At 51.6% G+C, this 17917-nt stretch carries 15 protein-coding genes; 8 read left to right on the forward strand and 7 right to left on the reverse strand.

Annotated elements, in window-relative coordinates; all coding sequences use genetic code 11:
• Positions 1 to 26: 26 nt before the first annotated feature.
• From FDX09_RS01640 to yhhY, 6 genes are all read right to left on the reverse strand, one after another.
• Positions 27 to 1061, reverse strand: a complete 1035-nt coding sequence (locus tag FDX09_RS01640; protein ID WP_137346698.1) for a phosphotriesterase — start codon at positions 1059 to 1061, stop codon at positions 27 to 29.
• A complete protein-coding gene (locus FDX09_RS01645) occupies positions 1058 to 2029 on the reverse strand; it encodes a DMT family transporter (protein ID WP_069323783.1) in 972 nt (323 codons plus the stop codon). The genes FDX09_RS01640 and FDX09_RS01645 overlap by 4 nt, the downstream gene beginning before the upstream one ends.
• 53 nt (positions 2030 to 2082) lie before the next feature.
• On the reverse strand, positions 2083 to 2844 hold the full coding sequence (locus FDX09_RS01650) for a glutamine amidotransferase (protein ID WP_137346699.1): 762 nt from the start codon (positions 2842 to 2844) through the stop codon (positions 2083 to 2085).
• Positions 2845 to 2859: 15 nt separating this feature from the next.
• Positions 2860 to 4074, reverse strand: a complete 1215-nt coding sequence (locus FDX09_RS01655; RefSeq protein ID WP_069323785.1) for a PfkB family carbohydrate kinase — start codon at positions 4072 to 4074, stop codon at positions 2860 to 2862.
• A 322-nt stretch (positions 4075 to 4396) separates the two neighbouring features.
• Positions 4397 to 5281, reverse strand: a complete 885-nt coding sequence (locus FDX09_RS01660) for a hypothetical protein (protein ID WP_087856277.1) — start codon at positions 5279 to 5281, stop codon at positions 4397 to 4399.
• A 45-nt stretch (positions 5282 to 5326) separates the two neighbouring features.
• A complete protein-coding gene (gene yhhY / locus FDX09_RS01665; protein ID WP_006687445.1) occupies positions 5327 to 5815 on the reverse strand; it encodes an N-acetyltransferase in 489 nt (162 codons plus the stop codon).
• Between the two features lie 329 nt (positions 5816 to 6144).
• On the opposite strand from yhhY, the gene FDX09_RS01675 reads away from it, so the two are divergent.
• The 5 genes from FDX09_RS01675 to gntU all read left to right on the forward strand — a co-directional run bounded on the left by FDX09_RS01675 (position 6145) and on the right by gntU (position 11231).
• Positions 6145 to 7182, forward strand: coding sequence for an oxidoreductase (locus tag FDX09_RS01675; protein ID WP_137346700.1), 1038 nt, complete (start codon positions 6145 to 6147; stop codon positions 7180 to 7182).
• 123 nt (positions 7183 to 7305) lie between these two features.
• Complete coding sequence (yhhW, locus tag FDX09_RS01680) at positions 7306 to 8001, forward strand: quercetin 2,3-dioxygenase (protein WP_085049023.1); 696 nt, start codon at positions 7306 to 7308, stop codon at positions 7999 to 8001.
• Between the two features lie 222 nt (positions 8002 to 8223).
• Positions 8224 to 9219: a gluconate operon transcriptional repressor GntR gene (gene gntR / locus FDX09_RS01685; protein ID WP_038634949.1), complete on the forward strand. Its 996-nt coding sequence runs from the start codon at positions 8224 to 8226 to the stop codon at positions 9217 to 9219.
• A gap of 141 nt (positions 9220 to 9360) precedes the next feature.
• Positions 9361 to 9891: a gluconokinase gene (gntK, locus tag FDX09_RS01690; RefSeq protein WP_038634945.1), complete on the forward strand. Its 531-nt coding sequence runs from the start codon at positions 9361 to 9363 to the stop codon at positions 9889 to 9891.
• On the forward strand, positions 9891 to 11231 hold the full coding sequence (gntU, locus tag FDX09_RS01695) for a gluconate transporter (protein ID WP_032940610.1): 1341 nt from the start codon (positions 9891 to 9893) through the stop codon (positions 11229 to 11231). Before gntK ends, gntU begins: the two co-directional genes overlap by 1 nt.
• Positions 11232 to 11488: 257 nt before the next feature.
• On the opposite strand, the gene yhgN is transcribed toward gntU, so the two are convergent.
• Entirely contained in the window at positions 11489 to 12082 is a 594-nt protein-coding gene (gene yhgN / locus FDX09_RS01700) for an NAAT family transporter YhgN (RefSeq protein ID WP_003023480.1), read from the reverse strand.
• Between the two features lie 191 nt (positions 12083 to 12273).
• On the opposite strand from yhgN, the gene asd reads away from it, so the two are divergent.
• The 3 genes from asd to glgX all read left to right on the forward strand — a co-directional run bounded on the left by asd (position 12274) and on the right by glgX (position 17904).
• Entirely contained in the window at positions 12274 to 13380 is a 1107-nt protein-coding gene (asd, locus tag FDX09_RS01705) for an aspartate-semialdehyde dehydrogenase (protein ID WP_069323790.1), read from the forward strand.
• 364 nt (positions 13381 to 13744) lie between these two features.
• Entirely contained in the window at positions 13745 to 15928 is a 2184-nt protein-coding gene (glgB, locus tag FDX09_RS01710; RefSeq protein WP_137346701.1) for a 1,4-alpha-glucan branching enzyme, read from the forward strand.
• Positions 15928 to 17904, forward strand: coding sequence for a glycogen debranching protein GlgX (gene glgX / locus FDX09_RS01715; protein ID WP_137346702.1), 1977 nt, complete (start codon positions 15928 to 15930; stop codon positions 17902 to 17904). The genes glgB and glgX overlap by 1 nt, the downstream gene beginning before the upstream one ends.
• Positions 17905 to 17917: the final 13 nt, after the last annotated feature.

Genomic DNA, 17917 nt, shown 5'->3' on the forward strand with positions numbered 1-17917 from the left:
GTGTCAGGCACCGGGCTATTTGCAGATTATGCCGTGAGTAATCGAGCTGGATTATCAATACAGAGTTTGCGAAGAGTATCTTTGTCTACTCCACGGGCAGCCAGATAGGCGAGGAAGACATTCGGTACAAACCCCCAGCCATTTCCGCCATTTTTCGCCCACATCTGTTTGAGAAAAACGTCATGGCTTAAAACGATTTGGTCGGCATAACCTAACTCAATCAGATGTGCTACCGCATCAGCTGTCTCCTGAACGCCCGGCGCGACACCTTCTTTTGGGAAGGTAATGTCCAGACCAATCATATCAAATTCAAGCCATACGCCGCGGTCGAGCATTTTACGTTGATAGATGACATCTTTTCCTGAAGGGTCCGAATGCGCCAGCGAGACTTTTGCCGGAGAGACGTTCATTTCTTCCAGCACAATATCCAGCACCTCATCCCCCAGTCTCAGCCACCCCGGCATATGGATATTCATCGCCGTGTGGGGGTTGTTACATTGTGCCAGAGACGCTGCTCGCAGGCTGTTACGCTCCGCTTGGGTAAAAGCAGGTGATACGCCGATTTCACCGATCATGCCAGCACGAATATCCGTCTCGCCAATACCCTGATTCAGTTCTTTATCAATGAGTGAGGCTAACAGCTCGACAGGTTTATGGATCCGGGTGCTTTCAAATTTCTCCAGATAAGGCCCCGATGACGCAACGATATTCAAACCCGTTTTTAAGGCAACTTCTCGTAGCGCTGAGGCGTCCCGCCCAATGGATTCTGATCCCGTGGCGTCGACAATCGTCCTGCCGCCCAGGGACATAAAGTTATTGATTTCAAAGATAACATCATCAATCTCTTTTCGGTCCATGTTATCGGCGCAGCAGTAGGGGTCGTGTTTCAGCCCCCACTGCAGGTCAGCACTGACTTTCTTTCCCACCAGTTGCTGTGAAAAAGCATAATGTGGCTCGTCAACGACCGATGACAGATCGTTAAACAGATGTTCATGCGGTAGCGTCAGACCCATATCAGTATTCGCCACCGGGCCAGTTACGGTTTGCAGGAAACCTTTCATCCTGACACCTCCATTTTTTGCGCCATTTTGGATGCTCTGTATTCAGGTATGGTGGTAACAATCGCACCGACTAACGCGAACAGCGTACCGATGATGGTGACCAGATAGACCGTATTGCCTAATGAAGGGATCAATTCATCAATTAGCACAGAGCCAAGCAGTTGGCCCGCTGTTGACGCTACGCCCAGCATCAATAGCCCTAAGCCTCTCACCAGAATCGCCATTAGCCCGATGGACAGCAGACCGAGAGGACCACCGAGATACATCCACCATGTATCGGGTAACTGGACGGTGACATGGCCTAATGCGATACGGATCGCCAGCGCCGCGCCCAGGACACAAAAGCCGACAATGAAGTTCCATGTAATGGACACCAGCATGGAGCCTGTTGCCTCGGCGACCTTAGCATTCCCCGCAGGCTGCCAGCCAGCGAGTAACCCTGCCAAAAAGGGAAGGATAGCGAGCAGGATAAACGAGGTGGAGTGCCACTGTGGCGACACGACAAAAACTGTGGCGATAACTGCGAACAATGCGCCAGTAATGCGCCATGGCGTAAAATATTTCTTCTCATCCACACCGACGCCAAAACGGTCGCACAGCAGGCCGGAAAGGAGCAGGGCGGAAATTAATGCCGTTTGAAAGGTGGCAACGCCCAGCGCGCTGGCGGATGCGCCTTCAGAAAATACGACCATCGCCCCGCATAATCCTGCAAACCAATTCCATAGCGGGATTTTTCTCTTTTTAATCAGAGTGGGTATTGAGGCGAATTGCTGGCGTGTTTCTTTGCGCGCAATAATAATAAAAAACATGACAACCAGACCGCTGGCAAACGAGATTACTGCGCAAGCATTACCGTCTTGTAACCAGTGTCCTAACTGCCCATTAACGGCAGACTGCATCGGGGAAAGCATACCGGCTAAGATGGTGGCAAGCATCAGTAAGGGGGTTGAGTACTTATTCTTGTTCATACATCAATCCTTATATTTTATAAAAGGAGTAACTTTCGTTACTCCATTGTTTTTTATTTTCTGGCGATGAATTGAAGCGTGTTGACCCACAGGTCGGTATAAAATGGCCATGACATAAACTGCTGGGTTCCCCAGTGTGGGGAGCAGTCACTCATAAAGCAGGCGGTTTTACCCTGTTGGTATTCACCGAACACTAACAATGGGTCATTATTTATTGTTAAGACAACATCGGCATCGTCTCTGGCGACGACCTGGTTATATCCCAGAAATACCGGATAATCTGAGAATCCGTTAACAACAGGATGTTCAGGTGAGGCGGCCTCAGCATAGATACCCTCTGGCTTTTCTACCCGGTCATCGCCATCAAGCATAATAACTGGCAGAACCTCAGCAAGAACGGTGTTCTTATAATTGGCTTTTGCCTCAATACCCATAAATGACAGATAGCCGCCAATCATGAGTAGTCCACCGCCATTTTTGACGTACTCTTTAATTAATTCCAGGGCATTTGGCTTTATTTTTAGCTGATAAAATGTCTCATTTTGCAACAGGAAGGTATTGCTACCAATGTCGCTAATAACAATAACATCGTAACGGTTTAACTCATCAATGTTCTCTGGAAATGAAATTTGTACCGTGTGGGCAGGCATGTAATCAATTTCAACGCCGCCTTTCCTCAAGCATTCCAGTAACCATGTGGCGCCTTCTTCATATTTACTGGAAGTGAAGCTGTCATAACCTTTTGAATGAATCATGTGAATATGCCAGGATTCTCCAATAAAGAGCACATTTAGTTTTTTCTGCGTATTGTTCATAGTCTGCCCCTTGATTTAGTGAGTAGAGATAGTTTGTTTGTAATGTGAACCCTGAATGCGATGAAGAACGGATTCGTTTTCCGGCATATCAGACGCATTCGGTGTTTCAACCGCAAGCGAGGCAAATGCGCTGGCGTAGCACAATGCGGATGCCAGTGATTTTCCTTTAGCAAGCCCAGAGGCGAGAGCACCATTGAAAGCGTCGCCAGCGCCAGCGGTGTTTTTTACTACTGCCGGAAATGCCGGGGAATAGATGAATTGTGTTCCGTCATAAGCGAGAGAACCTTTGCTACCTAACGTAATAATGGTATTTTTGACGCCTTTCTGATGAATAATTTTGGCTGCGCATTTGGCTGATTCGATATCATTAACCGCCATATTGGCCAGCAGGCCCGCTTCCGTTTCATTCGGCGTAATATAGTCAATGTTATCAATGATGGTGTTAACCATGTCATTGTATGGCGCTGGATTGATAATGACTGGTATGTCATTTTTTTGTGCGAGACGAATTGTTTGCTGCAGTGCTTCGTAATTCGTCTCCAGTTGTACAAGAACAATATCTGAATGAACAATGGCTTCTTTCTGAATGGTGATTTCATCAGGGGAAATTGTCATGTTGGCGCCAGGGTAGATAGCGATGACATTATCTCCGGTATCTCCATTCACCATGATGGTTGCTGTACCTGTTTGTGTTTCTTTGGTCTGGTAGATAACACTTTTATGGATTTTTGATGAGTTTATAAAATTAATGGCGTAATCACTAAAATGGTCTGAACCTACTTTAGTAATAAAATGCACATCAGAATCGGCATAGCTCGCGGCTAATGCCTGATTACATCCCTTACCGCCGGGTGAAAAAATAAATTTATCGGCAAGCAATGATTCTCCCGTTGAGGGTAATCTCGGTAGATAACTGATAATATCAACATTGAACGAGCCAATAACACATACATTATTTTTCATGGCAGAGAGACCTTTTTTTATTTTCTGTGCTGATTCATATTTTTCTAGCACATAAGCAATTTCATTTTTTGCGACGTTATCAAGAGAATCAAGGGTAATAAATGCACCACCATGACAGCGAGTAAGATATCCCTGTCCGGCAAGTTCATTGAGATCTGAACGAATAGTTTCCTTTGTTACCTTGAGACATTTCGCCAGATTTGAAACTTTTACAGCTCCCGAAATACTGAGTTCCTTCAATATTCTATGATGGCGTTCAAATTTCATTTTTTACCTCACCGTGGTTAAGTTAGTCCCAGGGGAAGTATATTGTTGTGATTGTCACCATAAAGTGACGGCAGAAACCAAAAAAAAACAAAAATGTAATATTAATTTTATTAAGGTTACGAAAAATAGAGATGAAGATAAAAAGTGAATAGCCATATAATTCAGAGGGTTGTTGGGCCTGAGCATGACGGCGGTGAGAAGATGGGCAGCAATCAATAACTTTATTTCAGGACAGGGTGGCGCTTCCGTTTCTGGATTTAACGGCGGGAAATTAAGAATAACGGCCTACAGTATTCTGAATGATGTAGGCCAGGTGGAGTGGTTATGGCACATATCCCTGAAGTGATTCAGACCAGTGGAATATTTGGCTGCTTTTATCCTGCAGGTTAACGCGTTCTAAATCATAAAATCCGTGCGTCTTTGCCGAGCGCATTTTGAGAATGTACTTACTTTCGTCGATGTCATGCTGCCTTGTGCCATCTTTATTCCAGTCTCCAGCGATGTCCGTATATTGATAAACAAGGTCAGAAAATATGTTGATTATCCTGTTGTCTTTGATCGCATAGAGTTCCAGTACTTCATAAAATGCGCCACCGCCGGAATACGCATCAGAGTATCCACCCCGCACCCCGAATGCCAGTGTATCGGGTGCTATCCGGTACGGTGCCAGATCCAGTTTTGTATAATAAGCCAGCGGTCTGGCGGACTCATCATCGCTCTCTTTTTCGGCGGCTTTATTCCACCCCGAGAGTTGGTTTAACGGTTTTTCCGAACGAGCAATCGGTGTTAGCCGTTGGTTCTGCCAGGAAAAAACGCCGAGATATAATTTATTAGCGCGTCCGTTGCTGTAGTTTTCCGGGCAGTTGTTATCTGCGTATTTCTTTGCCTGCCCGGCATCGGCCTGATTGTCAGCGAAACAGGCGACGCCAATATATTTGCCGTCTTTGCCCCAGGCTTTGGCACCCGTGAGGATCAGGTTGCCAGGATCTTCATTCGGCGCAACCCAGGCAATCCACTGGTTCTCAGATAATCCCTGTGGAAGCTCGCCAAATCCTTTCGCTGGTGTTGCTCCCGCCATTTGCTCAGCGAAAATTTGTTTACCTTCAGGATGTTGGATTGCACTGGGTACGGAATCGAGATTTTGTACGGTAGTGGCAAAAGCAGGGGAGAGCGAGGCCAGCAAAACCAGGAGAAGGTACTTTTTCACTATTGCGTCCTTTCAATAAGCAAGGCGAAAAATTCGCCCTGAGATTTATTTCACGCGCGCCATAAAGTAGGCATCAACATACTCACCGTTGCGCAGGCCGTATTTCTTACCAGTGCCTTCGATTTCAAAGCCGTACTTCTTATAGACCGCCACGGCGGGCTCATTATCAACAAATACCGTTAGCTCAATGCGGTCAACGCGCAGCCAGTTGTCGCACATATCGATCATGGTGCGGATCAGCGCGCTGGCGACGCCGCGGTTTTGCCAACGAGCGTCAACGCAAATACCGAAATCAGCGACGTGGCTGCGGCGCGGGCGCTGGGCAACTGCAATGGAAAGATGTCCCACGACGATATCATCGATGCAGGCCACCAACTGTTTGATCCCCGGTTGATCGGCAAGTCGCGTTTGCCACATCTCCATGGAAGGATGAGGAACCTGTAGCGTGTTGTGGTACACCTCCGGCTGGGCGTGAATCTGACGAATGGCGTCGTAATCTTTCGGTTCAGCGTGGCGTATCACTATCTCACTCATTCCTTATCTCCTGCAGGGTTAATTAAGCATTTACACTCGCTGAGAAAGAAAACTCCGTCAACTGCATTTTTTTGCAAAAAGAAGTAGACAAGTGCGAATGAGAATGATTATTATTGCTCTGCGTTCAGGGGAACCCCTACGGAGAACCTGAAAGCACGACATTGCTCACATTGCTTCCAGTATTATTTTAGCCAGCTTTTGCTGGCTTTTTTTTGGGTTTTGTTTCAGCCTGGCTTACTTGCCATTTTGTCCCCGGCAAAGAATCCAACATTCAGTCTCCTCACGCTTTGCGCTATGGTGTAAACAATCACCTTCAAAAGGATCGTCTCATGACCTTACACTGCGCATTTATTGGATTCGGTAAAAGCACCACCCGTTACCATCTCCCTTACGTTCTGAATCGTAAAGATACCTGGCATGTCGCGCATATTTTCCGTCGTCACGCTAAACCGGAAGAGCAGGCGCCGATCTATTCCCACATTCACTTCACCAGCGATCTGGATGAGGTGCTGGGCGATCCACAGGTAAAACTGGTGATCGTCTGTACACATGCTGATAGCCATTTTGAATATGCCAAACGCGCGCTGGAGGCGGGTAAAAGCGTGCTGGTTGAGAAACCGTTCACGCCGACGCTGGCGGAAGCAAAAGTGTTGTTCGAACTGGCGCGAAGCAAAGGACTGACCGTCACTCCGTATCAGAATCGTCGTTTTGATTCCTGTTTTCTCACGGCTAAAAAAGCGATTGAGAGCGGCAAACTGGGTGAAATAGTGGAAGTTGAAAGCCATTTTGACTACTACCGACCCGTGGCGGAAACCAAACCGGGCCTGCCGCAGGACGGCGCATTCTATGGTTTGGGCGTACACACCATGGATCAGATTATCTCGCTGTTCGGGCGTCCCGACCATGTAGCCTATGACATTCGCAGTCTGCGCAACAAGGCGAACCCGGATGATACCTTTGAAGCGCAGTTGTTCTACGGTGACCTGAAAGCCATTGTGAAAACCAGCCATCTGGTGAAAATCGACTATCCGAAGTTTATTGTTCACGGCACCAAAGGCTCGTTTGTGAAGTACGGTATCGACCAGCAGGAAACCAGCTTGAAGGCCAATATTATGCCCGGCGAACCCGGTTTCGCCGCTGACGATTCTGTTGGTGTGCTGGAGTATGTCAATGATGATGGCGTTACGGTGAAAGAAGAGGTGAAACCGGAAGTGGGGGACTACGGTCGCGTCTATGATGCGCTGTACCAGACGCTGACCGTCGGTACGCCTAATTACGTCAAGGAATCTGAAGTTCTTACTAACCTGGAAATCCTCGAACGGGCCTTCGAACAGGCGTCTCCCGCGACGATAACCCTCGCCAAATAGCTCTTACCGACTCCTCTGAGGTTGTTCATATTTTTTGAACAGAGGAGTCAATTTTCACCCTCTATGATCCCAGACGGATTGGGTCCACACTTACTCCATCGAAAACATCTGGGGGTGAACATAATGATCTATTTACGCAAAGCGAACGACCGTGGTCATGCGAATCATGGCTGGCTCGATTCCTGGCATACCTTTTCTTTTGCTAACTACTATGACCCGAACTTTATGGGGTTTTCGGCACTGCGCGTGATTAACGATGACGTGATCGACGCAGGTCAGGGCTTTGGCACTCACCCCCATAAAGACATGGAAATCCTGACCTACGTACTGGAAGGCGTGGTGGAGCATCAGGACAGCATGGGCAACAAAGAGCAGGTTCCGGCCGGTGAATTCCAGATTATGAGCGCCGGGACGGGGATCCGACACTCGGAGTACAACCCGAGCAATACTGAGAAACTACACCTGTATCAAATCTGGATCATGCCGCAGGAAAACGGGATTACGCCACGCTATGAACAGCGCCGTTTCGATGCGGTGCAGGGCAAACAGCTGGTGCTGTCGCCGGATGCCCGCGATGGTTCGCTGAAAGTGTACCAGGATATGGAGTTGTACCGCTGGGCGCTGCTCAAAGATGAGCAGTCGGTGCATCAGATTGCCGCCGAGCGCCGCGTCTGGATCCAGGTGGTAAAAGGCAATGTCACCATTAACGGAACTAAAGCCACCACCAGCGATGGTCTGGCAATCTGGGATGAGCAGGCAATTTCGATTCATGCCGATAGCGACAGCGAAGTGTTGTTGTTTGACCTGCCGCCAGTCTAAAAATACACGTCATCCTTCAAGCCGCATCTGTGTTGGCTTTCCTCGCTCACCCCGGGAGCGTACTTAATGTACGCTCCCGGGGATTCACTGCGTCGCCGCCTTGATGCAACTCGAATGATTTTGTGTATTTCTCACAATCAAAAACTCCTTTTTTCTCTGCGAAGGTTCACGCACGTCCGTGGTAAACTGGGAAAATCTATCCCTTTTTAACGCTTCAGGACGATGAAAAAGAAAAGACCCGTACTTCAGGATGTAGCCGACCGCGTGGGCGTGACCAAAATGACGGTCAGTCGCTTTTTGCGTAACCCGGAGCAGGTCTCCGTGGCGCTGCGGGGAAAAATTGCCGCTGCACTTGATGAGCTGGGTTATATTCCCAATCGCGCACCTGATATCCTGTCTAACGCCACCAGTCGCGCTATCGGCGTGCTGTTACCGTCTCTCACCAACCAGGTTTTTGCGGAAGTGTTACGCGGCATTGAGGCCGTCACCGACGCGCATGGTTATCAAACCATGCTGGCGCACTACGGCTATAAGCCCGAAATGGAGCAAGAGCGTCTGGAGTCGATGCTGTCGTGGAATATCGATGGTCTGATCCTCACTGAACGTAGCCATACACCCCGTACGCTGAAAATGATCGAAGTCGCGGGTATCCCGGTCGTCGAGCTGATGGACAGTCAGTCCCCGTGTCTGGATATCGCCGTCGGTTTTGATAACTTCGAAGCCGCACGTCAGATGACCGCCGCTATCATCGCCCGTGGACACCGTCATGTTGCTTATCTTGGCGCGCGTCTTGATGAACGTACTATCATCAAACAGAGGGGCTACGAACAGGCTATGCGCGATGCCAATCTGGTGCCGTACAGCGTGATGGTGGAGCAGTCTTCATCTTACTCATCCGGTATTGAACTTATCCGTCAGGCGCGGCGTGAATATCCGCAACTGGATGGTGTGTTCTGTACCAACGATGACTTGGCGGTAGGGGCGGCATTTGAATGTCAGCGTTTAGGGCTGAGAATCCCTGACGATATGGCGATTGCCGGTTTCCACGGCCATGATATCGGTCAGGTAATGGAACCGCGTCTGGCGAGTGTGCTCACGCCGCGTGAACGAATGGGCAGCATTGGCGCAGAACGCCTGCTGGCGCGCATCCGAGGTGAAGCAGTCACACCTAAAATGTTAGATTTAGGTTTCACCTTGTCACCGGGTGGATCTATTTAAGCCAACAACTTTGAAGTAGCTCACACTTATACACTTCGGGCACGAATGGATATTGCTTCTCTATTTATCCGGCTGGACAATGTTACCGATAACAGTTACCCGTAACAATTTCCTGATTCTTGTACCAGTGGGGGCAACGCTTTGAGCACGACTAATCATGATCACCACGTTTACGTTCTGATGGGCGTATCAGGCAGCGGTAAATCTGCTGTCGCAAGTGAAGTGGCGCATCAACTGCAGGCCGCGTTTCTTGATGGCGATTTTCTCCATCCGCGCAGCAACATCATGAAAATGGCTTCCGGTGAGCCACTCAACGATGACGACCGTAAACCGTGGTTACAGGCGCTGAATGACGCCGCCTTTGCGATGCAGCGTACCAATAAGGTGTCGCTGATCGTCTGTTCCGCGCTGAAGAAAGTCTATCGCGATCAGTTGCGTGACGGTAACCCGAACCTCTCATTCATTTACCTGAAGGGCGATTTTGACGTAATCGAAAGCCGCCTGAAGGCACGTAAAGGGCACTTCTTCAAAACGCAAATGCTGGTAACCCAGTTCGAAGCGCTGGAAGAACCGGATGCGAATGAAAAAGATGTTCTGGTGGTTGATATCGATCAGCCGCTGGACGGTGTGGTAGCTAGCACCATTGAAGTGATTAACCAGGGCAGTAAGTAGTGACTACATTAACGCTTGTTTTAACAGCAGTAGGGTCTGTTTTATTACTGCTGTTTTTGGTGATGAAGGCGCGTATGCATGCCTTTGTTGCTTTGATGGTGGTGTCTATTGGTGCAGGTCTCTTTTCCGGTATGCCGCTTGATAAAATCGCGGCGACCATGGAAAAAGGGATGGGAGGCACGCTCGGCTTTCTGGCGATTGTGGTGGCGCTGGGAGCGATGTTTGGCAAGATTCTGCATGAGACCGGCGCGGTCGATCAGATTGCCGTCAAGATGCTGAAATCTTTCGGTCACAGCCGCGCGCATTATGCGATTGGTCTGGCCGGCCTGATTTGCGCGCTACCGCTGTTCTTTGAAGTGGCGATTGTGCTGCTGATAAGCGTGGCGTTCTCAATGGCGCGTCACACCGGAACGAACCTGGTGAAGCTGGTTATTCCGCTGTTTGCGGGGGTGGCGGCCGCTGCGGCGTTCCTGCTGCCGGGACCTGCGCCGATGCTGCTGGCATCCCAAATGCACGCTGACTTTGGCTGGATGATCCTGATTGGCCTGTGCGCAGCCATTCCGGGCATGATTATTGCCGGGCCGCTGTGGGGCAATTTCATCAGCCGTTACGTTGAACTGCATGTGCCAGAAGACATTACCGAGCCGCATCTGGGTGAAGGCAAAATGCCCTCCTTTGGCTTCAGTCTGGCGCTGATCCTGTTGCCGTTAGTACTGGTTGGCCTGAAAACTATCGCCGCGCGCTTTGTGCCGGTCGGTTCTTCAACCTACGAATGGTTCGAGTTTATCGGTCACCCGTTTACCGCGATTCTGGTTGCCTGCCTGGTGGCGATTTACGGCCTGGCAGTGCGCCAGGGCATGGCAAAAGATCGGGTGATGGAGATTTGTGGTCACGCGCTGCAACCGGCGGGGATTATTCTGCTGGTGATTGGTGCGGGCGGCGTGTTCAAGCAGGTGCTGGTTGATTCCGGCGTTGGCCCGGCCCTGGGTGAAGCGTTAACCGGTATGGGGCTGCCCATTGCCATTACCTGCTTCGTGCTGGCGGCGGCAGTACGTATCATTCAGGGGTCCGCGACCGTGGCCTGCTTAACGGCGGTCGGTCTGGTCATGCCGGTGATTGAGCAACTGAACTACTCCGGCGCGCAGATGGCGGCGCTGTCTATCTGTATCGCAGGCGGCTCAATCGTCGTCAGCCACGTTAACGACGCCGGTTTCTGGCTGTTCGGGAAATTCACCGGCGCGACCGAAGCGCAAACGCTGAAGACTTGGACGATGATGGAAACCATCCTCGGTACGGTCGGCGCGATTGTCGGTATGATTGCTTTCCAACTGCTGAGCTGAGTCTTGTTGCCCGGTGGCGCTGCGCTTACCGGGCCTGGAAACGGGCACAGAACCACATCGTAGGCCGGGTAGCCTGGAGGAATAAGGCGAGGGAACCGCGACGCGGTGATTTTCCTGCCGGAGAGCCGGGATTGTTAAGGGGGCTGCGTAGCCCCCTTAACACGTTCACTGGTGACGAGATCTCAGAGAAGCAATGAACATAACGTGAACGGAACTGTTCTCCGGGTAACATGCTATTTGATCCAAATAAAGAGAAATTACCCCTTCATCCACATCCGTACGCCATCGAGGAACATCTGGGTTGCCATCATCACCAGAATCAATCCCATCAGACGCTCCAGCGCGTTCACCCCTTTCTCGCCCAGCAGGCGTAAAAACAGCGACGACTGCAGCAGAATCACAAATGTCCCGCCCCAGGCGATCAGCAGCGCAATCACCAGATGCCCCATCTGATTTGGGTACTGATGTGATAACAGCATCAACGAGGCCAGGATTGTCGGCCCGGCCACCAGCGGGATTGCCAGCGGTACGATAAACGGCTCTTCGCCTGCCGGAAGGCCGGTGCTGTTCCCGGTGGCGCTGGGGAAAATCATCTTAATGGCGATCAGGAACAAAATGATGCCCCCGGAGATCGAGACGGTTTCTGCGCGCAGGTTAAGAAATGCCAGAATTTTCTCGCCCGCAAACAGGAATATCAGCATCACCAACAGCGCAATGAACAGCTCGCGAATCATAATCGCGCGGCGGCGTTTTGGTTCGGTATGTTTCAATACGGACATGAAAATGGGCAGATTTCCGAGCGGATCCATAATCAGGATCAATAAAACTGCCGCTGAAATGATTTCATTCATAACTCAAATTCCCTGATAATTACCGCGGACTTTCTGCTTGCTTGCGCAGCGGGATAAGTCGCATTACTGATGGCTTCGCTATCATTGATTAATTTCACTTGCGACTTTGGCTGCATTTTGTATGGTGAAGGATATGCCACCAGGACACTGGCATACATACACAGCACACATCTTCGCAGGAAAAAAACGCTATGAAAAATGTTGGTTTTATCGGCTGGCGCGGTATGGTCGGCTCTGTTCTCATGCAACGCATGGTTGAGGAGCGTGACTTCGACGCCATTCGCCCTGTTTTCTTTTCTACTTCCCAGCTCGGGCAGGCGGCACCGACGTTTGGTGGAACCGCGACCGGCACGCTTCAGGACGCTTTTGATCTGGACGCGCTGAAGGCGCTCGATATCATCGTGACCTGTCAGGGCGGCGATTATACCAACGAAATCTATCCAAAGCTTCGTGAAAGCGGTTGGCAGGGTTACTGGATTGACGCGGCCTCTTCGCTGCGCATGAAAGACGATGCCATCATCATTCTCGATCCGGTTAACCAGGATGTGATTACCGACGGTCTGAACAAAGGTATTAAGACTTTTGTCGGCGGTAACTGTACCGTTAGCCTGATGCTGATGTCCCTCGGCGGCCTGTTTGCCAACGACCTGGTCGACTGGGTTTCCGTGGCGACCTATCAGGCGGCTTCCGGCGGCGGCGCGCGCCACATGCGTGAACTGCTGTCCCAGATGGGCCATCTGTATGGCCATGTGGCCGATGAACTGGCGACCCCTTCTTCTGCTATTCTCGATATCGAACGTAAAGTGACGACCCTGTCCCGCAGCGGCGAACTGCCGGTTGATAACTTTGGCGTACCGCTGGCCGGGAGCCTGATTCCGTGGATCGACAAACAGCTCGATAACGGCCAGAGCCGTGAAGAGTGGAAGGGACAGGCGGAAACCAACAAAATTCTCAACACGTCTGCCGTGATCCCAGTTGATGGTCTGTGTGTGCGCGTCGGCGCGCTGCGCTGCCACAGCCAGGCGTTCACCATTAAACTGAAAAAAGATGTGTCTATTCCGACCGTGGAAGAGCTGCTGGCGGCGCACAATCCGTGGGCCAAAGTGGTGCCAAACGATCGGGAGATCACCATGCGTGAGTTAACCCCGGCGGCCGTTACCGGTACGCTGACCACGCCAGTAGGCCGTCTGCGTAAGCTGAATATGGGACCGGAGTTTCTGTCTGCCTTTACCGTGGGCGACCAGTTGCTGTGGGGTGCTGCGGAGCCATTGCGCCGCATGCTGCGCCAGTTGGCGTAATGTTGGACTGCCTGATGACGCGACGCTTATCAGGCCTACAAACGACGCGAACCGCCAGGCCGGATCGGGCAATGCCGCCATCCGGCACAGTGGTTCCGTGTTTTATCAATGGGTGCTGAGTCACCCATTTTTTTGCGTAATACAGGAGTAAGCGCAGATGTTTCATTTTTTACCAGGAGTAAGATAAAGCATTGGCTATTCTTTAAGGGTGACTTAATACCGGAGGTATTAAGTTGTTGCCTGAAGGTGGGACGACGCAGAGAGGATGCACAATTGTGCTGCGCCGTTCAGGTCAAAAAAAGTGTCACTACCTGATGTCGAAAATCAGTTGGAAGGCGTGACACCATAAAACAGGATGACAACCATGTCCGTTCGTATCGATAGAGACGTGATTAATGCGCTAATTGCAGGCCATTTTGCGGATCCTTTTTCCGTACTCGGTATGCATCAAACTGACGCGGGACTTGAAGTCCGCGCCTTACTTCCAGACGCCACAGAAGTGTGGGTGATCGAACCCAAAACCGGACGTAAAGTCGGCAAGCTGGACTGCCTCGACTCTCGCGGTTTTTTCTGTGCTGTACTTCCCCGCCGTAAAAATTTCTTTCGTTATCAGTTAGCCGTTGTCTGGCATGGCCAGCAGAATCTTATTGATGACCCTTATCGTTTTGGTCCGCTAATCCAGGATATGGATGCCTGGCTGTTATCTGAAGGTACGCACCTGCGTCCTTACGAAACGCTGGGCGCGCATGCGGATACCATGGATGGCGTAACCGGTACGCGTTTCTCAGTCTGGGCGCCCAACGCCCAACGTGTTTCGGTGGTCGGGCAGTTCAACTACTGGGATGGCCGTCGCCACCCGATGCGTCTGCGTAAAGAGAGCGGTATCTGGGAGTTGTTTATCCCCGGCGCACAGCATGGTCAGCTGTATAAGTACGAGATGATCGATGCTAACGGTAAGCTGCGCATTAAAGCCGACCCTTACGCCTTCGAAGCGCAGATGCGCCCGGAAACCGCGTCGCTTATCTGCGGCCTGCCCGAAAAAGTGGTGCAAAGCGAGGAGCGCAAAAAAGCCAACCAGTTTGATGCGCCGATCTCTATCTACGAGGTGCACCTGGGTTCATGGCGTCGTCATACTGATAACAACTTCTGGCTGAGCTACCGCGAACTAGCGGATCAACTGATTCCTTACGCCAAGTGGATGGGCTTTACTCATCTCGAACTGTTGCCGATTAACGAGCATCCGTTCGACGGCAGTTGGGGCTACCAGCCAACCGGCATGTATGCGCCGACCCGTCGTTTCGGGACGCGTGATGATTTCCGCTATTTTGTGAATGCCGCGCATCAGGCGGGGCTGAACGTCATTCTGGACTGGGTTCCGGGCCATTTCCCGTCAGATGATTTTGGTCTGGCGGAGTTTGATGGCACCAGGTTGTATGAGCACAGTGACCCGCGTGAAGGGTATCACCAGGACTGGAATACGCTGATCTACAACTACGGCCGCCGTGAGGTCAGCAACTATCTGGTGGGTAACGCCCTGTACTGGATTGAACGTTTTGGGATTGACGCGCTGCGCGTGGATGCCGTGGCGTCGATGATTTATCGCGACTACAGCCGCAAAGAAGGGGAATGGGTCCCGAATGAATTTGGTGGTCGTGAGAACCTCGAAGCGATTGAATTTTTACGCAATACCAATCGTATTCTTGGCGAGCAGGTGCCCGGCGCCGTAAGCATGGCGGAAGAGTCAACCGACTTTGCCGGCGTATCAAGACCGCAGGACATGGGCGGTTTAGGGTTCTGGTATAAGTGGAACCTCGGCTGGATGCACGACACGCTGGACTACATGAAACTGGATCCGGTTTATCGTCAGTATCATCACGACAAGCTGACCTTCGGCATGCTGTACAACTACACCGAAAACTTTGTGCTGCCGCTGTCGCACGATGAAGTGGTGCACGGTAAAAAATCCATTCTCGACCGCATGCCGGGAGACGCATGGCAGAAGTTTGCCAACCTGCGCGCTTACTACGGCTGGATGTGGGCCTTCCCGGGTAAGAAACTGCTGTTTATGGGCAACGAGTTTGCTCAGGGGCGTGAATGGAATCACGACGTCAGTCTGGACTGGCACTTACTGGAAGGCGGCGATAACTGGCACCACGGGGTGCAACGTCTGGTGCGTGACCTGAACCATACTTATCGCCATCACAAGGCGCTGCATGAGCTCGACTTTGACAGCTATGGTTTTGAATGGCTGGTAGTTGACGATAAAGAACGTTCGGTGCTGATTTTTGTTCGTCGTGACAAGGCCGGCAACGAAATTATCGTTATCAGCAATTTTACGCCAGTACCTCGCCACGGCTATCGCTTCGGTATCAATCAGCCGGGCAAATGGCGTGAAATCCTCAATACCGATTCGATGCATTACCACGGTAGCAATACCGGTAACGGCGGCGCGGTGCATAGCGATGAAATCGCCAGTCATGGCCGCCAGCACTCACTGAGCCTGACGTTGCCGCCGTTGGCGACGATCTGGCTGGTTCGGGAGGGGTAATGACGCATCTGGCAACCGGCAACGCCACCCCGCATGGTGCAACGTATGACGGCCATGGCGTTAATTTCACGCTTTTCTCGGCCCACGCCGAGCGCGTTGAATTATGTGTATTCGATGAGCAAGGCTGTGAACTCCGCTACGACCTGCCGGGACGTAGCGGCGATGTCTGGCACGGTTATCTGGCCAACGCCCGTCCGGGCCTGCGCTATGGCTATCGCGTACATGGTCCGTGGCAACCAGAGAAGGGCCACCGGTTTAACCCGGCGAAACTGCTGCTCGATCCTTATGCGCGCCGGGTGGATGGCGCGTTAAAAGATAACCCGCTGCTGCACGGCGGGCTAAATGAACCTGATCATCATGATAATGCCGCCATCGCGCTGAAGGGCGTGGTGGTGTCTGACCATTATGACTGGGAAGACGATGCCGCGCCGCGCACGCCGTGGGGCAATACCGTGATTTACGAAGCGCATGTGAAAGGACTGACGTATCTGCATCCTGAGCTGCCGGAAGAACTTCGCGGGACCTATAAAGCGCTGGGTCATCCGGTGATGATCGACTATTTCAAGCGCCTTGGCATTACTGCGCTTGAGCTGCTACCGGTGGCGCATTTCGCCAGCGAACCGCGTCTGCAGCGGCTGGGCTTGTCGAACTACTGGGGCTACAACCCGGTCGCTATGTTCGCGTTGCATCCGGCTTACGCCTGCTCGCCGGAGAGCGCGTTGGATGAGTTCCGTGATGCGGTGAAAGCGCTGCACAAAGCGGGGATTGAGGTCATTCTCGACATCGTTTTGAACCACAGCGCCGAGCTGGATCTCGAAGGACCCGTCTTCTCGCTGCGCGGAATCGATAACCGTAGCTATTATTGGATCAGGGATGATGGCGATTACTACAACTGGACGGGTTGTGGGAACACCCTCAATCTGAGCCATCCCGGCGTTGTCGAGTATGCGTGTGAATGCCTGCGTTACTGGGTTGAAACTTGCCACGTGGATGGTTTTCGTTTTGATTTAGCGTCGGTTATGGGACGTACGCCTACGTTTCGTCAGGATGCGCCGTTGTTCACTGCAATCCAAAACTGTCCGCTGCTCTCACACGTCAAACTGATTGCGGAACCGTGGGATATCGGTGAAGGCGGGTATCAGGTGGGGAACTTTCCACCGCCGTTTGCCGAGTGGAATGACCATTTTCGCGATGCGACGCGACGTTTCTGGCTCCAGCGTAATCTCTCTTTAGGAGAATTCGCCGGGCGTTTTGCCGCATCCAGCGACGTGTTTAAACGCAATGGCCGCAAACCCAGCGCCACGGTCAATCTGGTGACCGCGCACGACGGTTTTACCCTACGTGACTGTGTGTGCTTCACAAATAAGCACAATGAAGCGAATGGTGAGGAAAATCGCGACGGCACTAGCAATAACTACAGTGATAATCATGGTAAAGAAGGGTTAGGCGGTTCGCTGGACCTGATTGAACGGCGGCGCGACAGCATTCATGCGCTGTTGAGTACGCTGTTGCTCTCTCAAGGGACGCCGATGCTGCTGGCCGGTGACGAGCATGGCCATAGCCAGCACGGCAACAATAACGCTTACTGTCAGGATAACGCCTTAACCTGGCTGGACTGGCAGCAGGCAAACGGTGGGCTAACCACCTTTACCGCCGCGTTGATTCATCTTCGCCAGCAAATTCCCGCAGTAACGGGCGATTGCTGGTGGGAAGAGGGCGATGGCAATGTTCATTGGCTGAATAAGTACGCACAACCCTTAAGTGCGGATGAGTGGCAAAACGGCCCGAGGCAGATGCAAATCCTGCTTTCCGACCGTTTCCTGATTGCAATAAACGCCACGCTTGAGGTGACAGATATCGTTTTACCTGAAGGGGAATGGCGAGCTATTCCCCCATTTGCCGGAGAGGACAATCCGGTGCTTACGGCTGTCTGGCAGGGACCTGCGCACGGACTGTGTGTGTTCCATAGAGGATAAAAAAGGAGTTAGT

Origin of the sequence: Citrobacter sp. wls717, assembly GCF_005280955.1 — a bacterium.
Taxonomy (GTDB): domain Bacteria; phylum Pseudomonadota; class Gammaproteobacteria; order Enterobacterales; family Enterobacteriaceae; genus Citrobacter; species Citrobacter werkmanii.